The following is a 21,526-nucleotide window of genomic DNA, read 5'->3' as shown; positions in this document are numbered from 1 at the left end:
ATGACGCTGGACGTGGCGCAGCTGTGCGCGCAGCTCATCCGGTTCGACACCACCAACCGCGGCGGCGGCGACTGCGCCGGTGAACGCGACGCCGCCGAGCACGTCGCGGCGGTGCTGAGCGACAGCGGTGTCGCGCCGACGCTGCTCGAACCCGCGCCGCGGCGCACCAACGTCCTGGCCCGCATCCCCGGCACCGACCCCACCCTGCCCGCCGTCCTGGTGCAGGCCCACCTCGACGTCGTGCCCGCCGACCCCGCCGAGTGGAGCTTCGACCCGTTCGCCGGCGAGATCCGCGACGGGTTCGTGCACGGCCGCGGCGCCGTGGACATGAAGGACATGGCCGCCATGACACTGGCCGTGGTCGACCGCTGGCACACCGAGGGCCGCCGGCCACGCCGCGACGTCGTGCTCGCGTTCGTCGCCGACGAGGAAGACCTGGGCGCCTACGGCGCGCACTGGCTGGTCGAGCACCACGCCGCCCACTTCGCGGGCGTGCAGGCGGCGATCAGCGAGTCCGGCGCGTTCTCCTACGACGTGGACGGCGTGCGGCTCTACCCGATCGGCACGGCCGAGCGCGGCACCTCGCACATGACGCTCACCGCCACCGGACGCGCCGGGCACGGTTCGCGCCGCAACCCCGACAACGCCGTCACCGCCCTGGTCACCACCCTCGCCAGGATCGCCGCCCACCGGCACCCGGTCGTGCTCACCCCGACCGCGGAGGCGTTCCTGGTCGGCGCGGGCAAGGCACTGGGCGTCGAGGTCGACCTCGACGACGTCGACGCCACCATCGCCCGCCTCGGCCCCGCCGCCAAGCTCGTCGAGAACACCGTGCGCTGCTCGACCACGCCGACCATGCTCAACGCCGGCTACAAGGTCAACGTCATCCCCGGCACCGCCACCGCCCGGCTCGACGTGCGCACCCTGCCCGGCACCGCCGACGAGCTCACCGCCACGATCGACTCCCTGCTCGAACCCGGCGTGACCTGGGAGTTCCTCGATCAGCAGCCGCCGGTCGAGGCACCGGTCGACACGCCCTGGTTCACCGCCATGGCCGAGGCGCTGCGCGACGAGGACCCCTCCGCCGTCGTCGTGCCGTACTGCCTGGGCGGCGGCACCGACGCCAAGGCGTTCAGCACGCTGGGCATCCACTGCTACGGCTACGCGCCGCTGCTGCTGCCGTCCGAGGGCTACGACTACCGCGCCATGGCCCACGGCGTCGACGAACGCGTTCCCGTCGAAGGCCTGGAGTTCGGCACCCGCGTGCTGGACCGGTTCCTGTCGTCCTAACGCGGCGGCAGGGGCAGTGGCACGGCGGGCAGGCCGTCGATGCTCGCGACGTTGGTCGGCTTCTTGCTGGTGTACTCGCGGAACTCCTCGTCGCTCTTGCGGCCGAAGTAGTCCTCGTGCAGCGTGCGCTCGGTGCGGTAGTCCATGAACGGCACCGCGAACCCGCACGTGTCGCTGATCAGCTCCGCGCGCACCACGACCACCGCCCGCACCCCCGGCCCGTCCGCCTCGCCGAACCCGGCGACCAGCTCGGCGAAGCGCGGGTCGTCACGGAAGACGGGCTCACCGCGGCCGTGGACGCGCACGATGGTGGGCGGTCCGTCGAAGGCGCACCACATCAGTGTGATCCGGCCGTTCTCCCGCAGGTGCGCGATCGTCTCCGCGTGGCTGCCCCCGAAGTCCAGGTACGCCACCGTCATCTCGTCGAGGACCCGCAACGTGCCCGCGCGGCCCTTGGGCGAGAGGTTCACGTGGCCGTCACCGGCCAACGGCGCCGTGGCCACGAAGAACACCTTCTGGTCCTCGATGAACTCCCGCAGTCGCGGCTCGATGCGCGCGTAGCTCTTACCCATGCCCGGCAGTATCGATGGCCCTGCGGAACCTGTCAGCCGTCTTTCCCAGGTGCTGAACGAGCTCCGGCGGCCCCTGCACCTCGAAGTCCGCGTCCAGCACCCCCAGGCACACCGCCAGCGCCTGCGGCGTGTCCGACCCCGCCGTCATCCGGCACGTGCCCGCGTCCACCGCCTCCACCAGCGCCGCAGGCACCTTCGCCGCGACCTCCTCGGCCGGCGCGTGCACCGTCACCGTCGTGCGGAACCGCCACGCCGCCGTCGCCAGCCCCTCCGCCAGATAGGTCTCCAGGTCCGGCACCTCGCGCGGCGTGAACGGAGGCCCGGCCGGCCCGCGCGGCCGCACCCGGTCGGCGCGGAACGTGCGCCAGTCCCGCTCGGCCACGTCCCACGCCACCAGGTGCCAGTGGCCACGCGCGTGCACCAGCCGGTAGGGCTCGGCCTCGCGGCACTCCTCGGCGCCGTCGAACCGGATGTAGTCGAACCGCAGCAGCTCCCGCGCGCGGCAGGCGTCCACGATCGCCGCCCGCACCCCCGCGTCGAGCTCCGCGCCCGTGCCGGAGGTGTGGTCGCGCACCGCGGCGACGCGGTGCCGCAGCCGGGAGGGCAGCACCTGCTCGAGCTTCGTGAGCGCCCGCTTCGCCGTCTCGGAGTCCTGCGTGCCCAGGCTCACCGCGATGGCCACCGCCTCGTCGTCGTCGAGCAGCAACGGCGGCAGACTCGCTCCCGCACCCAGCTTGTAGCCGCCGGCCGCACCGGGTGTCGCGTGCACCGGATAGCCCAGGTTGCGCAGCCGGTCCACGTCGTTGCGCACCGTCCTGGTCGTCACGCCCAGCCGCTCGGCCAGCTCCGGCCCCGTCCAGTCGCGCGGGGACTGCAGCAACGACAGCAGCTTGAACAGCCGCGCCGACGTCTCCAACACGAGCTCCACCCTCCCCACCAACGCGGAAAGAACCTTTCCGCAAACGGTCCCAGTGTGTCAGCCTCCAACACATTCCGCGTGGAGATTGCCCGGAGCCGCCTCCGAGTACGACGTGCGCAGACCGCTCACGCCGACCGGGACCAACCTGCTCGGCCTCGTCAAGCACGCCGCCGGCGTCGAGCTGAACTACTTCGGCCGCGTCTTCGACCGCCCGTTCCCCGACCTCCGCCGACGCGACCATCACCGCCTTACCCCTCGCCCCCCCGGCATGCAGCAGGGCAACGACAACATGCCCGCCGTCCCGTCCGGCTGGTGGACGGCCCACCACGCGAACCTGGAGGAGATCGCCCGCCGGTCGTGGCAGGGTGACGCCCATGTCCAGTGATCCCAAAGCCCACCTGCACCGCTACCTCAAGACAGCGCGCGAGGCGCTGCTGTGGAAGCTCGACGGGCTCTCCGAGTACGACGTGCGCAGGCCGCTCACGCCGACCGGCACGAACCTGCTCGGTCTCGTCAAGCACGTCGCGGGAGTGGAGCAGGAGTACTTCGGCGCCTGCCTGGGCCGCCCGTTCGGCGAGACCCTGCCGTGGATCGACAACGGCGACACGAACGCGGACATGTTCGCCACCGCCGACGAGTCCCGCGAGTCCATCCTTTCCCTGCACGCCCGCGTCACCGCGTTCGCCGACAGCTCCATCGAGGAACTGCCGCTGGACGCCCCCGGCGTCGTGCCCTGGTGGCCCGAGGACCGCAAGCACGTCACCCTGCACCTGCTGCTCGTGCACATGATCGCCGAGACCAACCGCCACTGCGGCCACGCCGACATCCTCCGCGAGGGCCTCGACGGTGCCGCCGGACTGCGCGCAGCCGTGTCGAACCTGCCCGACGAGGACTGGCCCGCCCACTGGAACCGCGTCGAACAGGCCGCGAAGGAGGCCGCCGCCCGCACCTAGCACCACGACCGCCAGAACCGCGCGACCGCCGGGCACCACACAGACCCGCGCCACGTCCGTGTCGACCCGGCCTCGGCGGCCGAACTTCGGTTGACTGTTATCCCGTTCCACCAGGTAGCCCCATACGGATGGCGGGATGACAGCGGGGCTTCACACGGACTACACCTGGCGGAGCCATGTCCCTGCCGTGGTCCGAAAGGGTTGCCCTGCATGCGAAAAAGCCATCTCAGACCCCTGATCGGGGTCACCGTCGCCGCCTCCGTGTGCTTCGCGATGGGAGGCGTCCCGACCGGCGCTGCCCCCGACCAGGCCGAATCGTCGACGAACTACCAGGTCAGCGGCGTGCGCACGGCCGAGCAGCGCACCAAGGTCGCGAAGTCCGGTGCGGCGATCGACTCGGTCGAGGAACACGGCATCGTCGTGATCACCGCGACCGGTCGTGAGGCCAGGAACCTGCGGGCCCAGGGGTTCGAGGTCACCGAGCTGCCCAAGCGGATGGAGGCGGGCGCACAGGTCGGCCCGTTCGACTTCCCGGCCGCCGACTCGAACTACCACAAGTACGCCGAGATGACGGCGGAGATCAACAACGCGGTCGCGGCCTACCCGAACCTGATCAGCAAGCAGGTCATCGGCAAGTCCTACGAGAACCGCGACATCATCGCGCTCAAGATCAGCGACAACGTCGCCGTGGACGAGGACGAGCCGGAGGTGCTGTTCACGCACCACCAGCACGCGCGTGAGCACCTCACCGTCGAGATGGCGCTGTACCTGGTCAACCAGTTCACGACCCAGTACGCGACCGACGCGCGGATCAAGGGACTCGTCGACACCCGCGAGATCTGGATCATCCCGGACGTCAACCCCGACGGCGGCGAGTACGACATCGCCACCGGCAGCTACCGGTCGTGGCGCAAGAACCGGCAGCCCAACGCCGGCTCCAGCAACGTCGGCACCGACCTCAACCGCAACTGGGCCTACAAGTGGGGCTGCTGCGGCGGTTCGTCGGGCAGCACCGGCAGTGAGACCTACCGCGGTCCGAGCGCGGAGTCCGCGCCCGAGGTCAAGGTCGTGGCCGACTTCGTGCGCGGCCGCAACGTCGGCGGCAAGCAGCAGATCAGCGCCTCCATCGACTTCCACACCTACAGCGAGCTCATCCTGTGGCCGTGGGGCTGGACCTACGACGACGTCGCACCGGGCCTGACCCAGGACCAGCGCGACACCTTCGCCACCATCGGCCAGTCGATGGCGCAGAGCAACGGCTACACCCCCGAGCAGTCCAGCGACCTCTACATCACCGACGGGTCCATCCCCGACTGGCTGTGGGGCACCCAGGGCGTGTTCGCCTACACCTTCGAGATGTACCCCGGCAGCTCCGGCGGCGGCGGTTTCTACCCGCCCGACGAGGTCATCCCCGCCCAGACCTCCCGCAACAAGGAGGCCGTGCTGCAGCTGCTCGAACGCGCCGACTGCCCCTACGAGGCCATCGGCAAGGAACAGCAGTACTGCGGCGTGACCCCGCCCAACCCCGGCAAGTACTTCGAGAACGCCACGGACTTCCAGATCGCGGACAACAGCACCGTCAACTCCCCGATCACGGTGTCCGGGGTGACGGGCAACGCCCCGGCCACGCTCAAGGTCGCCGTCGACATCAAGCACACCTACCAGGGCGACCTGCGCGTCGAGCTCATCGCCCCGGACGGCACCGCCTACGTCCTGCACAACCGCTCCGGCGGCAGCACGGACAACATCAACACCACCTACACCGTCAACGCCTCCAGCGAGGCCGCCAACGGCACCTGGCAGCTGCGGGTCAACGACAACGCCAACCAGGACACCGGCTACCTCGACAAGTGGAGCCTGCAGTTCTGATCGGACGACCCGGTCAGGGCGCCGGCACCACGCCGGCGCCCTGACGCCCGTAGTCGCGCACCACCATCGAGTCGTGCAGCCGCACGCCCTTCGAGTTCAGCTTGGCCAGCGGCCGCACCATCCACGTCGGCAACGACGTCGCGACCTGCATGCCGCGCACCAGCCCCGTCACCCCCAGCCGCGTCCGCGGGATCAGCGTCTTCGCCACCCCGAGCGCCAGCGCCCTGCTCGCGTGCACCACCGGCCGCATCTCCCGCTCGTAGCACGCGAAGCCCGCCACGTGGTCACCGCCGGCCAGCTCACCGGCCAGCACGTACGCGCCCAGCACCGCGAGGCTCGTGCTGCCGCCGATCGCGGGACCGGGGCAGTAGGCCGCGTCCCCGACCAGCGCCACCCGCCCGCGCGACCAGGTGTCCTCGCGCAGCTGGGTGATCGAGTCGAAGTAGAACGCCCGCCCGCCGTCGAGGTGCTCCAGCCACGAGTCCACCCGCGGGTGCAGGCCCGCGAACGCCTCGCGCAGCAGCTGCTTCTGCCGCGGCACGTCGCGGTGGTGGTAGTCCAGCTCCCGCTCGCTGCGGAACAGGAACACCGCCCGCGCGTCGTCGAGGTGCCGCGCCCCGTACAGCGCCGCGCTGCGCCCCGGCCCGATGTGCCCGGTCATCGCGCCGGGCACGCCCAGCTCCCGCGGCACCGACAGCACCGCCAGGTAGGCGCCCGTGAACGTCTTCGCGACCTCGCCGAACACCAGCCGCCGCACGTTCGAGTGCAACCCGTCCGCGCCGACCACCAGGTCGAACCGCCGCGGCGCCCCGACCTCGAACGTCACGTCCCCGTCCGTGCCGACCGAGGTGATCGAGTCGCCGAAGACGTACTCGACGTCCGCGCGGCCGGCGTCGTAGTAGATCTCGCTCAGGTCGTCGCGCATCACCTCGACGTGCCGGTCCGACGCGGCCGCGAACAGCTTCGTCGCGTCACCGCTGATCGGCCGCCGGGTGCCCTCCCGCAGGAACGTCAGCCGCTGGGTACCGGTCTTCATCGCCTCGACGCGGTCCAGCACGCCCATGCGTTCGGAGATCTCCATCGCCGGCTGGAACAGGTCCACCGCGTGCCCGCCGGTCTTGCGCAGCACCGGCGAGCGTTCCACCACCGTGACCTCGTGGCCGTACCGCGTCAGCCAGTACGCCAGCACCGGCCCGGCAATGCTCGCCCCGGACACCAGAACCCGCATGTCACGCCCCCTTACTTAACGGTCGGTAAGTCCCCTGGTGCCAGGCTAGCACCTCCACTTACCGACCGTTAAGCAAGTTATGCTGCGCGGGTGGCCCGACCCTCCGACACCAAGCAGCGCATCCTCACGACCGCGCGCGAGCTCTTCGCGACCCAGGGGGTCCAGCGGACCAGCCTGCAGGAGATCGCCGACCGCCTCGGCATCACCAAACCGGCGCTGTACTACCACTTCTCCTCACGCGAGGAGCTGGTGCGCAGCATCGTCGAGCCGCTGCTGTCCGACGGCCAGCGCTTCCTCGACGAGGTGGAGCGGCGCGGCGACGTCGCGCCGCGCGAGCTGCTCGAAGGGTTCTTCGACTTCAACCACCGCTACCGCGCCGACGTGCTGTTCCTGCTCACCGAGATGACCACGCTCGCCGAGCTCGGCCTCATCGACGTCGTGCTGTCGTGGCGCGCCCGTATGAGCAGGCTGCTGTTCGGCGAGAACCCGACGCTGGAACAGGAAGCCCGCGCCGTGCTGGCGTTCGGCGGCATGCAGGACTGCACGATGCAGTTCCCCGACGCCCCGGTGGACGAGCTGCGCGCCGCCACCGTCGCCGCCGCGTGGGACGCGCTGGGCCTGCGCGAGAAGCGCTAGACCAGCAGGCGCTGCTGGGCGACGGCACGCGCGAAGCCGTCGACGTTGTCGATCATGATGTTGTGCCCGGTGTCCGGCACCGCCACCAGCTGGACACCGGCCTGCGTCAGCTCCCGCGCACCGGCGGGCGGGCTGTCGGCCGGGTGCAGCAGCACGCACGGGATCTCCAGCTCCAGCAACAACTTCCGCATCGTCGGGTGCGTGCCGCGCACCAGCCCGACCGCACTGCGGTACAGCGCCTCGCGACCGGCCAGCCGCATCGTCGCCGCCCACTCGGGGCCCGCGTCGCGCAGCACCTGCTCGAAGCCCTGCGAAAGGAACTCGGCCTCACCGTAGGCGGCGATGCCCCGGCTGCCGTGCGCGCCCAGGAAGGGCTCCACCGGGTCGAGGTTCGGGTCGACGAGCACGAGCGAGCGCACCATCTCCGGGTGCCGCGCGGCCAGCACGATCGCGACGGCGCCGCCCATGCTGTGGCCGATGATCTCGCTGCGCCGCAGGCCGATCTTCGCCAGCGCGACGGCCAGCGCGTCGGCGTGGCCCTCCAGCGAGTAGGCGAACCCCGCGGGGCGGTCGCTGATGCCGAAGCCCAGCAGGTCCAGCATCAGGCTGCGGCGCCCGGCCAGCAGCGGGTGCGCGACGGCCTCCGCGTAGTACGGCGCGGAGGAGGCACCGAGTCCGTGCAGGTAGACGCGGGCAGGCGAGGCGCCAGGAACCTCGACCCACCGGATGTTGATCCCAGGTCTGATCTCGACGGCGCGCATGGATGGACATTACATCGCCGTCCCGCGAATGCGGACCGCTTTCGAGAGCAGCTTCTCACTAGTCGACCACGCGTGCCGACAACACCGCGAACAGCAACGACACCGCCGTGAACACGAAGGTGTAGCCGAAACCGATGGCCGCGTGCAGCCACCGCGACCGCGCTCCCTCGCACAGCGACAGCTGCCAGTACGCCGCACAGCACCCGAAGATCAACCACGGCACACCTACCGGCGCCACCGGCACAGCGCCGAGCACACCGCCCACCACGAACGGCGTGACGACCGTGCCCACCCCCGTGGCCGCCGCGAGCAGCCACGGCCGGCCGACCGGTTCCCCGGACAGCCGCCCGGCACCCACCGCCACGACCACCGCGAGCACCACGGCGGCGCCCACCACCCCCAGCAGCCACACCCGCTCACCCGGCGCGGCCGCCGACGTCACGGGAACGAGCGCGGCCGCGACCGCGAGCACGACAGCGACGGGCAGCACCGGCAACACCCAGGCGTGGCGAAAGGTCACGCGTGTGATGGTCGCCCACCACACACACGACTGTCTGCACATCCGCGCTATTCCACGCGGCCACCGCGCCGGCGCGTGCTCAGCAACGCTTGCTGCTCAGCCCCTGCCAGCCGTCCTCACCCACCGCGATCCAGCCCATGCCACGGGTGCACACGCCGGTCGTACCGGTGCCCTTCGACCAGATCTCCCGCTGGTCGAGCCGCCCCTGCACCTTGCCGTGCGCGACACCGTCCTCGGTGCGCACCGCCGCGAACGCGTGAAAGCCGGGGTGTGCGGCCGCCCAGTCCGCCCACACCCAGACGTAGCCGAAGTTCTGGCCGCAGCCCGCGTACTGCTTGACCGACGCCATGGTCTGGCCCGTGGGCCACTTCGCGTACCCCGTCGTCCCGATCTGCCTGGCCGACGAACACCCCGGCACGACCTCCGCGTGCGCGGGCGTCACGCCCAGCAGCGACAACACGGTGGCAGCGGTGATCAGCAGTGCCTTCTTCATGATCGGCACTCTCGCAGCGGCCGCTGACACCGCCCTGACACCTCAGCGGCGCGCGCCGGTCCGGCCCCAGTGAGCGGGACGGGTCAGCGCCGCGGGCAGCTTCGTCCGCGCGTCGCCCCGTGCCGCGTTGACCTGCGGCTGGGTCAAGAACAGGCACGTGCTCAGGTCCGCACCCGACACGTCGGCGCCGCGCAGGTCGGCTCCGATCAGGTCCGCACCCCGCAGGTCGGCACCGGTCAGGTCGGCCCCGATGAGGTAGGCGCCCCGCAGGTCGGCGTCGACGAGCTTCTTGTTGCGCAGCCGCGCGCCGATCAGGTCCGCACCCCGGTAGGACTTCGCACTCGACCGCAGCCGCTGGCTCGTGCGCAGCAACAGCACGTTCACCTTCGCGCGGATCTCCGCGACGTCCAGCCCGACAATGGTGTCCGGGTCCGCCGTCGCGAACCGGTCGACCTCCTCGTAGGCCGCCCGCAGGTCCTCGTGCGGGTCGAGGCGCTGCGCCTCGGCGAGGTACCAGAGCAGTTCGTGCAGCTGGCGGACCACGGGGAAGACGTCGAACATCCGCTGCCGGTCACCCTCGCGCCAGTCGACGCCCTTGAACACCGTCTGCGACACCCGTTGCCCCGCGCCGAAGCAGTCGTAGACCGTGCAGCCGGCGTACCCGGACGCGCGCAGTTTCGTGTGAATGCCGCAGCGGTGGTCGGCCAGCAGGTTCCGGCACGGCTTGCCCGCGTCCTTGCTGGCCGCGAAGTCAGCCGACTTCGCGAACGGCAGCGCCACGCAGCACAACCCGAAACAGCGGGCGCAGTCCCCCTTGAGCTCGTCCATCGGGTATCAGGATACGGACCCGGGCCAACGCCATTCGCACGGCACACGCTGCGGGGACTTACCGTCACGTCGCTGCGCGCAGACTCCTCAGCTCGGCCATCGCCTCGTCCAGCTGCCGCTCGGCGCGTTCCGCCCGCGCCAGCGTCTGCGCCCGCGCGTCCTCCACCGCCGCCAACGCCTGCCGCACCGCGGCGACCTGCTCCACACCCTCGGCCCGCACCTGCGTGATCCGCTCACCGAACTCGTCACGCGCCCGTTCCAGCTCAGCGCGCGCGTCCGCCGCCGTCTGCTCGGCACGCTCCGCCCGCACCACCGCCTGGTCCCGCGCCACCGCCGCCCGGCTGACGGTGTCCGCGGCGGCCTGGCGAGCCTGCTCGACCTGCGCGGCGGCATCCGATCGTGCCTGTTCAGCGGCCTGAACCGCCGCGGCGGACGCGGCCTGCGCCTGCTCGACCTGGCTCCGCGCCTCCGACCGCGCACGCTCGACCGCCGCACGCGCCTCCGCCTGCGCCCGCTCGACCTGAACCTGGGCTTCGGCACGGGCCTGCTCGATCTCCTTCGCCGCCTGCCGCCGTGCCTGCTCGGCGTGCTTCACCGCGTCCGCCCGCGCCTGGTCGGCGGCTTCGACGGCCTGCCGCACCTGCTCGTCCGCCGCGGCCCGGATCTCCTCGACCACGGCCGCCGCCTGCGCCCTGACCTCGGCGATCTCCGCCTCGGCCCGCTCCCGAGCCGCCCGCGCCGCGGCCTGGGCCTCGTCGCGTTCGGTCAACGCCCGGTCCACGGCCTCGTCCGCCTCCTCGGCCGCACGCACCGCCTGCTCGGTCGTCTCCTCGGCAGCCTTGCGCGCCTGCTCGGCATCGTGCCGGCGCCGTTCCGCGGCCGCGAGATCCGCCTGCGCCTCCGCGACCCGGCGCGCCGCCTCGGCTTCGGCGGCCTGCACCTGGCTCTCGGCCACGCTCGGGTCGGCCATCGCGTTGAGCTCGCCCACGGCCCGTCCGAGTGTCTGGGTCATCTGCTCAGACAGCACGCGGAAGCGGTCGAGGAGCTCTTCGGCCCTGATCTTGGCGGTACCGGAGACCCTGGGGAGATTCGTCACGGTGACGACCCCCAGGTTTTGCTCGCCACCCTTCTCGGCCGCTTCCTGCAGTCGTTGCCGCTCCCGCCACGCCCGCCAGCGCGTGTGCTCGGGCAGATCGCAGTACTCCGAGGGCCTGCCAGGCCCGCCACCTCGAAAAACAGGTCGTTCGCAGCCGGGGAAGTTACAGCTCGTCTCCACGGGCAATATCGTAGCAGGATTACGTATGCAGTTACGTTATTCAACGCAACGCTACTCAATCAGGGTGCACAAGGCTGGCCGCCGATAAGTGAACATTATCGGCGGCCAGGATTAGACAGGGCTGCCGACGAAACAGAGGCGTCAGCAGCCCGGAACAGGGCCTCGAAAACTGGGTACCGGAAACAAACTTCCCTTAAGGCCTGCGGTCGCGGAACGTGCGCCGCAGATCGCCGACCCAGGCCTCCGGGTTCTCCCACGGGATGAAGTGGCCCCCACGCTCGTGCGCGTTGACGTTCACGTGGTTGAACAGCCCGGCCAGCGGCCCGGACGTGAACGCCCGCACGCGCTCGTCGGCGGTGTGGACGCCCGGCGGGTTCTCGTAGGTGACGAAGGTGAGGCCGACCGGTGCCTCCACGACAGGGGTGCGGTCGTGCGACGGCGTCCACGGGTAGCGGTTGGCGTTGGCGTAATAGCGCATCGACGTCGCGATCGAGTTCGTGACCCAGTAGATCGTGGCGTGGGTGAGCAGGTCGTCCTTCGTGAAGACCGACTCCACGTCACCGCCGTTGTCGCTCCAGTCGGTCCAGCGCTTGAGCAGCCAGGCGAGCAGTCCGCCGGGTGAGTCGCTCAGCCCGTGGGCCAGGGTGGCGCCGTCGAGCATGTGCGCGGCGAGGTGGGTGGCCCACCGGTGGTCGAGCTCGATGACGCGGGCGCGGACGTCGGCGGGCTGGTCGTCGGTCAGTGGCCGGTTGCGGGCGAAGTCCCACGCGCGGGGGCCGGTGAAGAAGTCGAGCGGCAGCCCGGAGCCGATGTGGATGCCGTACAGCGCGTCGGCGTAGCGGTGGCCGAGCTGGCTGGAGACGATCCCGCCGATGTCGCAGCCGCCGGCGGCGTACTTCTCGTAGCCGAGGGTCTCGGTCATCAGGGTGTGCCAGAGGTCGGCGACCTTCCAGAAGTTGACGTCCGCGAAACCGGTCAGCGGGCCCGGGAAGCCGAAGCCGGGCAGCGACGGCACGATGACGTCGAACGCGTCGGCGGGGTCACCGCCGAACGCCGCCGGGTCGGCGAGCGGGTCGATCACCTTCGACCAGTGCCAGAACGTCCACGGCCAGCCGTGCGTGAGGATCAACGGGATCGGGCGGGGACCACGGCCGGGTTTGCGCATGAAGTGCACCGCGACACCGGCGACGTCGACCTGGTAGTGCTCGTGGGCGTTGATGGCCGCCTCGGCCGCGCGCCAGTCGTAGCCGTCACGCCAGTGGGCGACGAGCTCACCGAGGTAGGCGGCCGGGACGCCGTAGGACCAGTCCTCGTTCCCCTCGTCCACCGGCGCGCGGGTCAGCGCGAGCCGGGCGCGCAGGTCGGCGAGGATCTCGTCGGGCACGTGGATCGGGGTGGGCCGCAGCGGGAAGCTCATGACGTTGTTCTACTGGGTTGACCAAGAGGATTCCGCTGTGTGCTCAGACCGAGCGGCGCGACACCGGGAAGTCGAAGTAGGTGTCCGGGAACGGCTCGTCGTCGAGCGTGAAGTGCCACCACTCCTCGGGCAGGTTGCGGAACCCGGCCCGCTGCATCGCCGTCTTGAGCAGCTGCCGGTGCTCGCGTGCCGCCCCGGTGACGCGCGGGTCGTCGGTGTGCGCGAGCGTGTCGAAGCAGTCGTAGCCGGTGGCCATGTCGGCGGTGTTGTCGGGGAACCGGTCGGGCGCGTAGCAGTTCACCAGCGGCTCACCCGGCACGTACGGGCGCTGGTGTGGCACCGGCAACGGCACGATCGTCAGGTCCAGCGTCGAGCCCCTGCTGTGCCCGGACCGCTCGGCGATGTAGCCGTCCTCGAACAGCCGCGTCTTGTCGACGCGCGGGTAGAACTCAGTCTTCATCCGCTGGTCGGCGAGATCGCGGGCCCACCGGACGAAGTGGTCGACCGCCCGTTGCGGCCGGTAGCAGTCGTAGACCTTCAGCGTGTAGCCGCGGGTGAGGACCTCGCGCTGGGCCTTGCGCAGTGCCTTGGCGGCGGGCCTGGTGAGGATGCACAACGGTGCGCGGTAGCCGTCGATGCGCTCGCCGACGAAGTTGTGGGCGGTGTGGTAGCGGATGTCGTGGCGGATCGTCGGGTCGACGTCGCCCAGGACGACGAACCCGCTGGACGCGTGGGCGGGCGCGGCGATCGACACGGTCAGCAGCACGGAGAGCAACAGAGCGCGCACGGACCTCATCCAAGCAGCCGGCGGCTGCCCGGTGAAGGGTCACGCGGGCCAGGCGCGCAGCAGGGAGTCGAGTGCGTCGACCGTGCGGGTCCACGACGCCTCGACGCCGCGCGGGTGGCTGTGGAAGGCACCGGCCCGCTCCAGCGACACGTAGCCGTGGAAGGTGCTGTGCAGCAGCCGCACGGCGTCGGTCTGGTCCGGTTCCCACAGGTCGTAGCCCCGCAGCACGGCGCGCGTGAGCTCGGCGTGCCGCCCGGCCGCGCTGGTCGCCGCCGTGTCCGGGTCCAGTGCCAGCTGCGTCGCCGCGTACCGGCCGGGGTGGCGACGGGCGTAGCCGCGGTAGGCGTCGGCGAACGCCCGCAGTGCGTCCTTGCCCGCGCGTCCGGCGATGGCGTCGGCGACCTGGTCGGCCAGCTCGGCCAGCGACTGGACCGCGACGCGGGTGCGCAGCTCGTGGGCGTTGCGGATGTGCGAGTAGAGCGAGGCGTCCTTCACGCCGAAGTGCCGGGCCAGGGCGGAGACCGTCACGTTGTCGAAGCCGACCTCGTCCGCCAGCTCCGCTGCCGCCTGCGTGAGGCGGTCGGCGGTGATCCCCGCGCGTGCCATGCATCACCCTTCCTAGGGCCTATAATCATTTGCCTAGGACCTCTAGGTAAACCTACCGTCGAGGTCGTGAAGCCGCTGACCGAACCCGACATCCGCGCGTCCTTCGTCAATTCCACCAAGGGCGAGGCGAAGCGCATGCACGTGCCCCGCGATCTGGCCGACCGGCCGTGGGACGACCTCGACTTCCTGGGCTGGCGCGACCCGGCCGCACCGGAGCGCTCCTACGTCGTCGCCGTGCTCGACGACCGGCCCGTGGGCATGGCGCTGCGGCGCGCCACCCAGTCCGGGCTGCCGCGCAAGTCGATGTGCTCGTGGTGCCTGACCACGCACTCCGGCGACGGGGTGTCGTTGATGACCGCGCGCAAGGCCGGCAAGCAGGGACAGCTCGGCAACTCGGTCGGCGTCTACCTGTGCGCGGACCTCGACTGCTCGCTGTACCTGCGGGGGCGCAAGGACGCCGGGTTCGGCGGGCGGATCCACGAGTCGCTCACGCTGCAGGAGAAGGTCGACCGGATCCTCGCGAACGTCGCCGCGTTCTTCGCACGCGTCAGCTCATAGGCGGCACGCCACCGGCGTCACCAGGGACATCGGTGGCGTCGCGCTCGCCCCAGACGGCAGGCAGACCGCGCTGACCTGCCGGTTCCGCTTCTTCAGAGTTCGAGCACCAGTTCGGCGGTGCACGCGCGGGCACACGGCCACGGGTCGCCGCACTCGGTGCAGCCGGCCGTGGCGGGCAGGTGCGCCTCGAGCACGCTGACCGCACGGTTGCGGTAGCGCTCCAGGTCCGTCTCCCAGTTGTGGCGGGGCGACGCGGTCGCACTGGTCATGGTCATCAGTCCTCAGGTTGTGCTGTAGGACACAGGATGCACCCGCGCGGACCGTTTTGGGCGGGCATTGGGTGAACGGACCTGCGTAACCGCAGGAAAGGGCATGCGAACTGCCCGGAAGGTGCGGCGTGTCCCCGGCGCAACGCCCGGACCGGGCGGGACGTGACCCCCAGACACGCCCCGCCCACCCCGGTTCCCTGACCCACCGGCCCCCGGTCGGTGGGGTACCGGCGCCCCCAGAAACGCCGGTACCCCACCGTTGTAGCGGGCGGCGGTTCTTCACGCTCGGGCGTCGGTGAGTAATGAACGCCGAACGTTCCACCGACCGGGCGACATGCGGTGCCACAGCCGCGATCCGGGGCCGTGAACACGAATCTGGACAGGTCCGCGCGGCATCATGAGGACATGGACGTACCGGCGGCGCTGGCCGCGGCGGCTCGTGGCGACCAGGCGGCGTGGGACGCACTGGTCAGGCAGTTCAGCGGGCTGCTGTGGTCGATCGCCCGCGCCCACCGGCTCAGCGACGCCGACGCCGCCGACGCCGTGCAGTGCACGTGGATCAAGCTGGTCGAGCACCTCGACCGCATCGCCGAGCCGGAGCGGCTGGCCGGGTGGCTGGCCACCACGGCGCGGCACGAGTGCCTGCAGCTCATCCGGCGGTCGGGGCGGTTGCCCCTGCCGGCCGAGATCGAGGACTCCGCCGACCCCGCGCCACCGGTGGACCACGCGTTGCTGGTCGGTGAGCGCGACGCGGTGCTGTGGCGGGTGTTCGAGGAGCTGCCGCAGCGGTGCCGGCGGCTGCTGCGCGTGCTGATGGCGTCGCCACCACCCGCGTACGCCGAGGTCGCGGCGGCGTTGGACATGCCGGTGGGCAGCATCGGGCCGATCCGGCAGCGGTGCCTGAACCGGCTCAAGGCGCTCGTCCGCGGCGAGCCGGTGCTGGAGGAGCGGTCATGAGCGAGGACGACGACTTCCTGGCGGAGCTGCGGGCCGCGGCGGACCGGTTCGACCCGGTGCCGGCCGGGGTGCTGCGCGACGCGAGCGCGGCACTGGCGCTGCGGACGCTCGACACCGAGCTGGCCGTGCTGGTGCAGAGCGAGGCAGCGCTGGTGCGCGGCGACGACGGGCCGTTGCTGCTGGCGTTCGAGTCGGAGCGGGTGACGCTGAACCTGGAGATCAGCGGCGACACCGTGCGCGGGCTCGTCACCGGTGCGGTGGGCGAGGTGGTGGTGGAGACGCCGCGCTCACGCCGTTCCGCGCCGGTCGCCGACGGCTGGTTCACGCTCACGGAGGTGCCGTCCGGGCTGGTCAGGGTGCAGGTGACCGCCACGGACGGCACTGTGGTCGTGACCCAGTGGGCGCGTCTCTAGTCTCCGGGCAGGACGTCGACCTCACGGCTGCCGTTGATGCCCCACACGGTCCTCTTCACGCACGACCTGAGCAGCCGGTCGCGGGCGGGAACCGCCGCCAGGTCGTGATCGGCCATCAGCCGGGCGATGCGTCCCGTGACGGCGGCGGCCGCGAACGACGCGCCCGACCAGGTGGCGACCTTGTCGCGGTAGGGACCGAGCACGTCCTGGCCGACCGCGTACACGCTGATCCAGCTGCCGTGCGCGCTGAACTCCGCGATGTTGCCCTCGGCGTCGGTGGCACCCACCGACAGCACACCGCCGCGTGCGGCGGGGTAGGTGTGCAGCGGTGAGGCGTTGTTGGCGGCGGCCGCGACGACCACCACGTCGTCGTCCAGCGCCTGGAGCGCGGCCTCGATCGACGGCGGCGTGCGGTGTTCGAAGAGCCCGCCACCGAACGACAGGTTGATCACCTTCACCCCGGCCCACCCCAGCGCCCGGATCGCCTCGGCCACCTCCGCGTCGTCGTCCGAACCGGTGACGACCGCCCGGCGCATCATCACCGTGGCCGTCGGCGCGTGCCGCAGGACCACCCCGGCCACGAACGACCCGTGCCCGACCGCCGGGTCGTTGTCGTCGTCGTGTTCGACGTCCTGGGCGAGGTAGCTGACGTGGCCGTGCAGCCAGGGATGCGGCCGCTCGGCGCGGGTGTGGTAGACGCCGGTGTCGATCACGCCGACCCTCAGCCGCGGGTCGGCCGTCGGCAGCTCCGGCAGCTCGACGCTGCCCTCCTCCAGCTCGGTCACGGGCTTGGGCAAGCCGTACGCGTGCGGATCTCTGCCACCCACCGTGCCCTCCCCTCCTTCGCCACTCATCGTGGCTCCCCTTCCTGCGTCCGGATGAGCATCTCCAAACCCTGATGCCGCGGCAACGCGGAGCTGATACACACCGCCTATGACGCTCGCCCGTGCGGAGCAGGCGAAGGACCTCGCCTACACCTCACCGGCCCGCGCCCGTCGACTGGCCGAGGCCGTGCTCGACGGCGCTTCCGCGCGTGACCCGGAGACCGAGTCGGTGGCCCTGCACGCGCTGGGCATGGCGGCGTCGGCGGTCGGCCGGCTCGACGAGGCCGAACGGCACCTGCGCGCGGCGGTCTCGGTCGCGTCGTCGGCCGGCCTGGTGGTGCGGGCGGCGCAGGCGCGGGGCTCGTTCGGGTACGTGCTGACGCTGAGGGGCCGGACGGCGGAGGCGTTGCGTGCGCTGGAGGCCGTGCCCGCCCAGGTCGACGGCGTGACGGCGGCCCGGCTGCGGATGCAGCGGGCCCTGGTGCTGACCGAGATCGGCCGGTTCGACGAGGCCGCGGCCGGGTTCGCGGACGCACTGGCGTGCAACCCCGGCGACCCGCTGCTGGAGGCGACGATCCGCAACAACCGCGGCCTGCTGCGCGCGCAACGGCGCGACTGGCGCGGCGCGGCGGACGACCTGGACCGCGCCGAACAGCTCTACCTCGCCGCCGGGCACACCGGCCGGACCGCCATGGTCTTCCACAACCGCGGCGTGGCCTTCGAAGCCCGCGGCGACCTCCCCGCGGCACTGGCCGCGTTCGACGAGGCCGCCGCACGGTACGCGGCGGCGGGACGGGACCCCGGCCTGCTGCCGATCGAACGGGCCGAGGCGTTGCTGTCGGTGCGGCTCGTGGCGGAGGCACGCACGGCCGCGGCAGCCGCGGTGGCGGCGTTCGCCCGGCAACGCAACTCCGTGGACCTGGTGCAGGCCCGGCTGCTGCTCGCACGGGTCGCGCTGGTGGCGGGCGACCCGGCCGCGGCGCTGGCCGAGGCCGTGCGGGCCGGTCGGTCGGCACGGCGGCAGGACCGGCCGGGGTGGGCGGCGTTCGCGGGGTACCTGGCGTTGCGGGCGCGGTGGGAGCTGCGGGTGGCCGGGCGCGCCTCTGCCGAGAGCGGCCGTGGTGCGGCGGGCGGTGTCGGGGCGGGTGGCGGTGGGGAGGGCGGTGCTCAGGAGACGGTCGGCGCCGGGGCGGGCGGCGCTCGCGAGACAGGCGGTGCTGGGGCGGTCGCGGGGTCGGTGCCCGCTGAGGCTGCCGCACAAGCCACGTCGGGCGAGCTTGCCGCACAAGCCGTACCGGGCAACGGACGGGCCGCAGGCGGAAAGCCACAGGCCGCGCGACGGGCCAGCCGGTCCGGGCAGGTCGCGGCGCTGCGTTCCGCCCGCCGTGTCGTCGAAGCCCTGGTCCGCGAGGGCTGGGTGGTCGCCGCCCTCGACGCACGCCTGATCGTGGCACGGCTGGCCCTCGACCTCGCCGCGCACGACCCCGCAGCGCGCCCCCTCCCGGATCACGGCGTCGCGGCGGACTGTGACCCCGCAGCCCACGATCTCGCAACGCCACACGACCGCCCGGACCTCGACCTCGCGTCGCCCCGCGACCGCACAACCGCGCACAACCCCGCAGTAGCCGATGACCCTGCAGTAGCACGCAACCCCGCAACGGCACACAACCCGGCAGCAGCCCATCACCGCACAACGGCACACGACCCCGCGGCGGCCCACGCCTCGGCAGCTGACCACGGTTCCGCAGCTCACGGCACGCTCGCGCAGGGGTACCCCCGAACTGGGAACCCCTGCGTTTCAACGTACTCACCACCACCGACAAGATCGTCGCGCGAGCGGTTCCTCGCTCTGGCGCGGGCGGAGCTGACCGCGGTTGCCGGTGCCGCGCGCACGGGTCCGGCCGAGCTGCGGGCGCGGGCCTGGCACGCGACGGCGCTGTTGCGCCTCGCCGACGGGGACACCAGGGGTGCTGAGGCGGCGCTGCGGTCGGGGGTTGACGTGCTGGCGGCGTTTCGCAACGGGCTGGGCGCGACGGAGTTGCGCGCGCACGCGTCGGGGCTCGCGGGTGAGCTGGTCGCTACCGGGATGAAGCTCGCGCTGGACGGGGGCAAGGCGGCTGCCGTGTTCGGGTGGGCGGAGCGGTGGCGGGCGGGGGCGTTGCGGATGCGGCCGGTGCGGCCGCCCGGCGACGACCGGCTCGCCGACGACCTCGCCGAGCTGCGGCAGGTGATGGCCGCCGGTGACCTGCGCAGGCAGGCCGAGCTGGAGCAGGCGATCAGGGCGCGGGCCCGGCACGCCACCGGTATCAGGGCGGCCGATGCGCTGCCGTCGCGAAAGGAGCTCAGCGCGGCACTGCACGACCAGGTGCTGGTCGAGTACGTCGAGTCGGACGGGTGGTTGCACGCGCTCGTGCTCGAACGCGGCCGGTTCCGGCTGCGGGACGTCGGGCGTGCGCAGGACGTGGGCCGCGAGGTCGAGGCGCTGCGGTTCGGCATCAACCACCTCGCGCACCGCATCGGTTCCGAACGCACCCGCAAGGCCATCGAGGAACGTCTCGGCCAGGCCGCCGAACGGCTCGACCGGCTGGTGCCCTCGGGCAGCGCGCCGCTGGTGGTGGTACCGACCGGTGCACTGCACGCACTCCCCTGGCCCGCGCTGCCGAGCTGCCGCGGCCGTGCGGTGACCGTCGCGCCGTCCGCGGCGTTGTGGCTGCGGGCCGCGAACACCCGTCACGCCCCTGGACGCACGGTGCTGGCCGCCGGGCCGGGGCTCGGCCACGCGGTGGGCGAGGTCGAGGCGTTGAGCCGCCGCTACCCGCGCGCGGAGCGGTTCACCGGCCGCCGGGCCACCACGGCGAACCTGCTGACCGCCCTCGACGGCGCCGAGCTCGCGCACATCGCGGCGCACGGGCGGTTCCGCGCGGACAACCCGCTGTTCTCGACCCTCACGCTGGCCGACGGGCCGCTCACCGTCTACGACCTCGAAGGCCTGCACCGGCCACCCCGGCAGGTGATCCTGTCGGCGTGCGAGTCGGGCAGCTCGGGCATCCGGCCCGGTGACGAGCTGCTCGGCCTGGCCGCCGCGCTGCTGGCCCTCGGCACGCGAACGCTCATCGCATCGGCGGTGTCGGTGCCCGACGACACCAGCAAGGCGTTGATGCTGCGTTACCACCGCGAGCTCGCTGGCGGCCGCGAGCCGGCGCAAGCGCTGGCGAAAGCCCAGCGCACCTGGACCGAAGCGGTGTTCCAGTGCTACGGGGCGTCTTCTCCCCTGGTGCGAGCGGAGGAGGAACCATGACCTGTTTCATCCTGCCCACCCACCTGCTGATCGAGCTCGCGGAGGCGGGCAACGTCGAGCTGCGCGACGTCGTCCCGACCCTGCTGGCCTCGGCGGCGCTGCGGGCCCAGCGCACGACCCTGACCGAGGCCGTGCAGTTCCTCGGCCTCGACGCCGACCAGCTGCGGGGACCGGCGAGCGAGTTCAAGGCCGTGCACGACGTGCAACAGGGCGACGAACGCGGCCTGCCCGGCGTGCTGCGGCGCAAGGAGGGCGACGGCCCGGTGGCCGACCCCGCGGTCAACGACGCGTTCGACAACGCCGACCGCACCTACGACTTCTTCCGCGACGTCCTGGGCCGGCACAGCGTCGACGGCAACGGGCTGCGGCTCGTCAGCTCGGTGCACTTCGGCCGGGCCTTCGACAACGCGTTCTGGGACGGCACCCAGATGGTCTACGGCGACGGCAGCGGCAAGGTCTTCCAGCCGGGCGCACTGGCCCGCGACCTGTCCGTCGTCGGCCACGAGATCACCCACGGCGTCGTGCAGTACACCGCCGGCCTGCGGTACCGGACGCAGTCCGGCGCGCTCAACGAGTCGATGGCCGACGTGTTCGGCAGCCTGGTCAAGCAGCACGCCCTGGGCCACACCGCCGACCAGGCCGACTGGCTGATCGGCGCGGGCATCCTCGGCACGCAGCTGCAGGGCGTGGCGCTGCGCTCGCTCAAGGCACCCGGCACCGCCCACCAGCTCGACCGCCAGCCCGGCCACCTGCGCGACTACGCCGACCTGCCCGACGACGGCAACCCGCGCAACGACAGCGGCGGCGTGCACATCAACTCCGGCATCCCGAACAAGGCGTTCCACCTGGCCGCCACCCGGCTCGGCGGCCACGCCTGGGAGCGCGCGGGCCGGATCTGGTTCGACGCGCTCACCACCCGGCTCGGCGTGAGCTCGCAGTTCACCGACGCGGCCGCGGCCACCGTCGCGAGCGCGCAGGCGCTGTTCGGCGGCGAGGTCACGAACGTCGTGCGGTCGGCGTGGGCCGACGTCGGCATCGGCTGACACCCGAGG

General features: G+C 72.1%; 23 protein-coding genes. 10 read left to right on the top strand and 13 right to left on the bottom strand.

Translation table 11 applies throughout. The features are described 5' to 3' along the window. Entirely contained in the window at positions 1–1,290 is a 1,290-nt protein-coding gene (locus ADL03_RS00625) for a M20/M25/M40 family metallo-hydrolase (RefSeq protein WP_053731607.1), read from the top strand. On the opposite strand, the gene ADL03_RS00620 is transcribed toward ADL03_RS00625, so the two are convergent. Both ADL03_RS00620 and ADL03_RS00615 read right to left on the bottom strand, forming a co-directional pair. Beyond that, on the bottom strand, positions 1,287–1,862 hold the full coding sequence (locus ADL03_RS00620) for a pyridoxamine 5'-phosphate oxidase family protein (protein ID WP_053731344.1): 576 nt from the start codon (positions 1,860–1,862) through the stop codon (positions 1,287–1,289). The two genes, ADL03_RS00625 and ADL03_RS00620, sit on opposite strands and share 4 nt — an antisense overlap. Continuing rightward, positions 1,855–2,781 carry a YafY family protein gene (locus ADL03_RS00615; protein WP_053731606.1) on the bottom strand — a complete coding sequence of 309 codons (927 nt, stop codon included), beginning with the start codon at positions 2,779–2,781 and terminating at the stop codon, positions 1,855–1,857. The genes ADL03_RS00620 and ADL03_RS00615 overlap by 8 nt, the downstream gene beginning before the upstream one ends. A 52-nt stretch (positions 2,782–2,833) precedes the next feature. Between ADL03_RS00615 and ADL03_RS00610 the strand changes: the two genes are divergently transcribed. From ADL03_RS00610 to ADL03_RS49245, 3 genes are all read left to right on the top strand, one after another. Next, on the top strand, positions 2,834–3,166 hold the full coding sequence (locus ADL03_RS00610; protein ID WP_082372766.1) for a DUF664 domain-containing protein: 333 nt from the start codon (positions 2,834–2,836) through the stop codon (positions 3,164–3,166). Beyond that, positions 3,156–3,734, top strand: a complete 579-nt coding sequence (locus tag ADL03_RS00605) for a DinB family protein (protein ID WP_053731342.1) — start codon at positions 3,156–3,158, stop codon at positions 3,732–3,734. Before ADL03_RS00610 ends, ADL03_RS00605 begins: the two co-directional genes overlap by 11 nt. A gap of 210 nt (positions 3,735–3,944) precedes the next feature. Further along, a complete protein-coding gene (locus ADL03_RS49245) occupies positions 3,945–5,603 on the top strand; it encodes a M14 family metallopeptidase (RefSeq protein ID WP_053731341.1) in 1,659 nt (552 codons plus the stop codon). Positions 5,604–5,616: 13 nt separating this feature from the next. Here the strand turns inward: ADL03_RS49245 and ADL03_RS00595 are convergent, their stop codons facing one another. Next, positions 5,617–6,831 carry an FAD-dependent monooxygenase gene (locus tag ADL03_RS00595; RefSeq protein WP_053731340.1) on the bottom strand — a complete coding sequence of 405 codons (1,215 nt, stop codon included), beginning with the start codon at positions 6,829–6,831 and terminating at the stop codon, positions 5,617–5,619. A gap of 90 nt (positions 6,832–6,921) precedes the next feature. On the opposite strand from ADL03_RS00595, the gene ADL03_RS00590 reads away from it, so the two are divergent. After that, on the top strand, positions 6,922–7,467 hold the full coding sequence (locus ADL03_RS00590; RefSeq protein ID WP_053731339.1) for a TetR/AcrR family transcriptional regulator: 546 nt from the start codon (positions 6,922–6,924) through the stop codon (positions 7,465–7,467). On the opposite strand, the gene ADL03_RS00585 is transcribed toward ADL03_RS00590, so the two are convergent. From ADL03_RS00585 to ADL03_RS00550, 8 genes are all read right to left on the bottom strand, one after another. Then, positions 7,464–8,228: an alpha/beta fold hydrolase gene (locus ADL03_RS00585; protein WP_053731338.1), complete on the bottom strand. Its 765-nt coding sequence runs from the start codon at positions 8,226–8,228 to the stop codon at positions 7,464–7,466. The two genes, ADL03_RS00590 and ADL03_RS00585, sit on opposite strands and share 4 nt — an antisense overlap. A 58-nt stretch (positions 8,229–8,286) precedes the next feature. Further along, complete coding sequence (locus ADL03_RS00580; protein WP_157527726.1) at positions 8,287–8,748, bottom strand: hypothetical protein; 462 nt, start codon at positions 8,746–8,748, stop codon at positions 8,287–8,289. A gap of 79 nt (positions 8,749–8,827) precedes the next feature. Then, the gene (locus ADL03_RS00575) at positions 8,828–9,241 is read right to left on the bottom strand and encodes a hypothetical protein (RefSeq protein WP_157527723.1); all 414 of its coding nucleotides are present in this window, start codon (positions 9,239–9,241) and stop codon (positions 8,828–8,830) included. A gap of 42 nt (positions 9,242–9,283) precedes the next feature. Continuing rightward, positions 9,284–10,069 carry a pentapeptide repeat-containing protein gene (locus ADL03_RS00570; protein ID WP_053731335.1) on the bottom strand — a complete coding sequence of 262 codons (786 nt, stop codon included), beginning with the start codon at positions 10,067–10,069 and terminating at the stop codon, positions 9,284–9,286. 64 nt (positions 10,070–10,133) lie between these two features. After that, entirely contained in the window at positions 10,134–11,345 is a 1,212-nt protein-coding gene (locus tag ADL03_RS50110; RefSeq protein WP_053731605.1) for a hypothetical protein, read from the bottom strand. 193 nt (positions 11,346–11,538) lie between these two features. Beyond that, the gene (locus ADL03_RS00560; RefSeq protein ID WP_053731334.1) at positions 11,539–12,762 is read right to left on the bottom strand and encodes an epoxide hydrolase family protein; all 1,224 of its coding nucleotides are present in this window, start codon (positions 12,760–12,762) and stop codon (positions 11,539–11,541) included. Between the two features lie 43 nt (positions 12,763–12,805). After that, on the bottom strand, positions 12,806–13,549 hold the full coding sequence (locus tag ADL03_RS00555; protein WP_231641323.1) for a M15 family metallopeptidase: 744 nt from the start codon (positions 13,547–13,549) through the stop codon (positions 12,806–12,808). Positions 13,550–13,588: 39 nt separating this feature from the next. After that, positions 13,589–14,155, bottom strand: coding sequence for a TetR/AcrR family transcriptional regulator (locus ADL03_RS00550; RefSeq protein ID WP_053731332.1), 567 nt, complete (start codon positions 14,153–14,155; stop codon positions 13,589–13,591). 66 nt (positions 14,156–14,221) lie between these two features. On the opposite strand from ADL03_RS00550, the gene ADL03_RS00545 reads away from it, so the two are divergent. Next, complete coding sequence (locus tag ADL03_RS00545) at positions 14,222–14,713, top strand: FBP domain-containing protein (RefSeq protein ID WP_053731331.1); 492 nt, start codon at positions 14,222–14,224, stop codon at positions 14,711–14,713. Positions 14,714–14,805: 92 nt separating this feature from the next. Here the strand turns inward: ADL03_RS00545 and ADL03_RS00540 are convergent, their stop codons facing one another. After that, positions 14,806–14,982 (bottom strand): hypothetical protein, encoded by a 177-nt coding sequence (locus tag ADL03_RS00540; RefSeq protein ID WP_157527721.1) that lies wholly within the window; start codon positions 14,980–14,982, stop codon positions 14,806–14,808. Between the two features lie 405 nt (positions 14,983–15,387). Between ADL03_RS00540 and ADL03_RS00535 the strand changes: the two genes are divergently transcribed. After that, a complete protein-coding gene (locus ADL03_RS00535; RefSeq protein ID WP_053731329.1) occupies positions 15,388–15,939 on the top strand; it encodes an RNA polymerase sigma factor in 552 nt (183 codons plus the stop codon). Continuing rightward, a complete protein-coding gene (locus tag ADL03_RS00530) occupies positions 15,936–16,352 on the top strand; it encodes a hypothetical protein (protein WP_053731328.1) in 417 nt (138 codons plus the stop codon). Before ADL03_RS00535 ends, ADL03_RS00530 begins: the two co-directional genes overlap by 4 nt. Here the strand turns inward: ADL03_RS00530 and ADL03_RS00525 are convergent. After that, the gene (locus ADL03_RS00525; RefSeq protein ID WP_082372765.1) at positions 16,349–17,206 is read right to left on the bottom strand and encodes a S8 family serine peptidase; all 858 of its coding nucleotides are present in this window, start codon (positions 17,204–17,206) and stop codon (positions 16,349–16,351) included. The two genes, ADL03_RS00530 and ADL03_RS00525, sit on opposite strands and share 4 nt — an antisense overlap. A 79-nt stretch (positions 17,207–17,285) precedes the next feature. Here ADL03_RS00525 and ADL03_RS50395 point away from each other — a divergent pair, with 79 nt between their 5' ends. Both ADL03_RS50395 and ADL03_RS00515 read left to right on the top strand, forming a co-directional pair. Next, positions 17,286–20,474, top strand: coding sequence for a CHAT domain-containing protein (locus ADL03_RS50395; RefSeq protein ID WP_053731326.1), 3,189 nt, complete (start codon positions 17,286–17,288; stop codon positions 20,472–20,474). After that, the gene (locus ADL03_RS00515; protein ID WP_053731325.1) at positions 20,471–21,517 is read left to right on the top strand and encodes a M4 family metallopeptidase; all 1,047 of its coding nucleotides are present in this window, start codon (positions 20,471–20,473) and stop codon (positions 21,515–21,517) included. Before ADL03_RS50395 ends, ADL03_RS00515 begins: the two co-directional genes overlap by 4 nt. Positions 21,518–21,526: the final 9 nt, after the last annotated feature.

The sequence above is a fragment of the Nocardia sp. NRRL S-836 genome (assembly GCF_001279525.1).
GTDB lineage: Bacteria > Actinomycetota > Actinomycetes > Mycobacteriales > Pseudonocardiaceae > Lentzea.
The sequence above is the reverse complement of the archived record's forward strand: the minus strand, read 5'-3'. Positions and strand labels throughout refer to the sequence as shown.

Coding starts and splice junctions, on each gene's coding strand:
- ADL03_RS49245 (WP_053731341.1), top strand. CDS start 3,945: ATGCGAAAAAGCCATCTCAGACCCCTGATCGGGGTCACCGTCGCCGCC.
- ADL03_RS00625 (WP_053731607.1), top strand. CDS start 1: ATGACGCTGGACGTGGCGCAGCTGTGCGCGCAGCTCATCCGGTTCGAC.
- ADL03_RS00570 (WP_053731335.1), bottom strand. CDS start 10,069: ATGGACGAGCTCAAGGGGGACTGCGCCCGCTGTTTCGGGTTGTGCTGC.
- ADL03_RS00515 (WP_053731325.1), top strand. CDS start 20,471: ATGACCTGTTTCATCCTGCCCACCCACCTGCTGATCGAGCTCGCGGAG.
- ADL03_RS00620 (WP_053731344.1), bottom strand. CDS start 1,862: ATGGGTAAGAGCTACGCGCGCATCGAGCCGCGACTGCGGGAGTTCATC.
- ADL03_RS00535 (WP_053731329.1), top strand. CDS start 15,388: ATGGACGTACCGGCGGCGCTGGCCGCGGCGGCTCGTGGCGACCAGGCG.
- ADL03_RS00525 (WP_082372765.1), bottom strand. CDS start 17,206: ATGAGTGGCGAAGGAGGGGAGGGCACGGTGGGTGGCAGAGATCCGCAC.
- ADL03_RS00575 (WP_157527723.1), bottom strand. CDS start 9,241: ATGAAGAAGGCACTGCTGATCACCGCTGCCACCGTGTTGTCGCTGCTG.
- ADL03_RS00550 (WP_053731332.1), bottom strand. CDS start 14,155: ATGGCACGCGCGGGGATCACCGCCGACCGCCTCACGCAGGCGGCAGCG.
- ADL03_RS00560 (WP_053731334.1), bottom strand. CDS start 12,762: ATGAGCTTCCCGCTGCGGCCCACCCCGATCCACGTGCCCGACGAGATC.
- ADL03_RS00595 (WP_053731340.1), bottom strand. CDS start 6,831: ATGCGGGTTCTGGTGTCCGGGGCGAGCATTGCCGGGCCGGTGCTGGCG.
- ADL03_RS00605 (WP_053731342.1), top strand. CDS start 3,156: ATGTCCAGTGATCCCAAAGCCCACCTGCACCGCTACCTCAAGACAGCG.
- ADL03_RS00585 (WP_053731338.1), bottom strand. CDS start 8,228: ATGCGCGCCGTCGAGATCAGACCTGGGATCAACATCCGGTGGGTCGAG.
- ADL03_RS00530 (WP_053731328.1), top strand. CDS start 15,936: ATGAGCGAGGACGACGACTTCCTGGCGGAGCTGCGGGCCGCGGCGGAC.
- ADL03_RS50395 (WP_053731326.1), top strand. CDS start 17,286: ATGACGCTCGCCCGTGCGGAGCAGGCGAAGGACCTCGCCTACACCTCA.
- ADL03_RS00540 (WP_157527721.1), bottom strand. CDS start 14,982: ATGACCAGTGCGACCGCGTCGCCCCGCCACAACTGGGAGACGGACCTG.